This window comes from Albidovulum sp. (assembly GCF_049646345.1).
Lineage (GTDB): Bacteria > Pseudomonadota > Alphaproteobacteria > Rhodobacterales > Rhodobacteraceae > Albidovulum.
In genome coordinates, this window is record NZ_JBARVQ010000572.1 from 1 (window position 1) to 2,192 (window position 2,192).

A 2,192-nucleotide genomic window follows, 5' to 3' on the forward strand; every position below is an offset into this window, starting at 1 on the left:
GGTCTGAACGATGAGCAACCTTTTCTGGCTGACGGACGCACAGATGGAACGGCTGCGGCCCTTCTTTCCGAAGAGCCATGGCGCGCCGCGCGTTGATGACAGGCGGGTTCTGAGTGGCATAATCTTCATCAATCGCAATGGCTTGCGGTGGTGTGATGCGCCGAAGGAATACGGCCCGGCTAAGACCCTCTACAACCGATGGAAGCGGTGGGGCGAGATGGGCGTCTTCGCTAGAATGATGGAAGGGTTGTCTTCCGAGGCGGCAGTTCCAAAGACAGTGATGATCGACGCGACCTATCTCAAAGCACACCGCACGGCTTCAAGCCTTGGGTTGAAAAGGGGGGCGCGGTCGTCTGATTGGCCGAACCAAGGGCGGCATGAACACCAAATTGCATGCCGTCACTGATGAAAACGGCCGCCCGATCAGCTTCTTCATGAGCGCAGGCGAGACCAGCGATTATACTGGCGCGGCGGCATTGCTGAGCAGCCTTCCACCTGCGCAGTGGCTTCTGGCCGACAGAGGTTATGACGCCGATTGGTTCCGTGAAGGCTTGCAGAACAGAGGCATAAAGCCGTGCATCCCTGGCCGGAAGTCGCGAACAAAGCCCGTCAAATACGACAAGCGTCGATACAAACGCCGTAACAGGATCGAAATTATGTTTGGTCGCCTGAAGGATTGGCGCAGGGTGGCCACACGCTACGACAGATGCCCCAAGGTCTTCCTCTCAGCCATCGCCCTCGCCGCAACCGTCTTGTTCTGGCTTTGACGATCAATGAGTCTGGAGCCTAGTGAGTTACGAACTGCTTCCCCATGCGCGCGACGATCCCCGCGGTCAGTTCAAATGATGCCTCATCTCAAATTACAGAAAATACTTGGCTGCCATCGCTCCGAATTCTGGCGCCGCAGTATCATGCATTCCTCCGAAACGTAATTGCCGTCTTTCTCTCACAAATGCGAATAATTCAGTGAACTTGAGTGCATGCGAGAGGTGGTCGGCTATGCCTGCGTGCGCCCGATAGGCCCCGCATTCCGTGTAGGGGCGGGCCTATGGTCAATGACCGTATTGCGGGGCAAGCCGTCGTCGAAATGAAAACTCTATTTGGGGAATGTCGGCAGAACGAATAGAATCGTTGCTTTAGCATCCAAATCCAGTAGATTTTTTCAGAAATTTCTCCAATGCGTACTTCAGTATAGAGGAAAGTGTCATGTCGCCAGCAAGATTTTTAGCTTTAGTGCTATTTGTTATTGCGACTGCGCCAAGTTTTGCGTCGACAGTTGACGCGGTGGCACAAGGTCAAGGGACCCAGAATTGTTTGGATAGCCAAACGAACTTTGGTATTTCCGCATCAGCTTTGGCTTTGTGCTCAACCGGCTTTACGCAAGGCGGATTATCTGAATCCATCAGTGCTGCGGCAAGGGCAAGTTATGGCGACCTTGGTGTTTCTGGCAGCGTCTCAATATCGGGCAACTCATTGGCATCCAGTGGATTTTTCGGCCGCGCGCTTTTTGGCGCTTCCTTTTCAGACGTGTTGACTTTTGGTGTTTCGGCCGGGTCAATTTCAATACCGGTGGACATCGCAGGTAACATAATTAACTTTATTTCTCAGGCCGCGGCTCAAATTACGTTCGGTGTTTCTCTTGGTTCGACTACTGTATACGCTATTAGTGCTGTAGCCACCGATTTAGGTCCCTCATCTGCGCAGGTCACAGGTTCTACTGGCATAACAAACGTACTAATCCCCTTTACTGGCGGTCAATTGAGGCTTGACGCGGGTATAGCCGGTTCAGTGAGCTGTATGAATGGTGGAGGTTCTTTTTCATGTAGCTCGGCTGCTGATTTCTTCAACAGCGCCCGACTTCTTGCAGCGACGGTTTTCGACACAAGCGGAAACCAAATCTTAAACCCTTCTATTACGTCTGAATCTGGCTTCGACTACCTTGCCGGAGTTTCACCTCATCAACCTGCGCCAATCCCTGTACCCGCATCAGCTTTGATGTTGTTTGCCGCATTGCTTTCGCTAGCCGGGGCAAGACGGTTAAAAAAGATAAACCTCATACGGCAAGCCTAGCAACTGTATTGGTCAGAGCGTTGAATGAGCCCACTTTTGGCGCTTTTTGCATAGGGCATTCGCGAGTGTTACGAGTTTTCGAGCAACGGCCGTGATGATGATCTTGTGCGGCTTCCCGGCCT

Annotated in this window: 2 protein-coding genes; both read left to right on the top strand. The window is 52.5% G+C overall.

The window, feature by feature from the left end:
* Positions 1 to 10 precede the first annotated feature (10 nt).
* A protein-coding gene (locus WBB85_RS14910; protein WP_432639391.1) for an IS5 family transposase occupies positions 11 to 767 on the top strand; the annotation gives its coding sequence in 2 pieces (ribosomal slippage) (positions 11 to 336 and positions 335 to 767; 759 coding nt in all).
* Between the two features lie 439 nt (positions 768 to 1,206).
* On the top strand, positions 1,207 to 2,070 hold the full coding sequence (locus WBB85_RS14915; protein ID WP_432639392.1) for a hypothetical protein: 864 nt from the start codon (positions 1,207 to 1,209) through the stop codon (positions 2,068 to 2,070).
* The last annotated feature ends 122 nt before the right edge of the window (positions 2,071 to 2,192 follow it).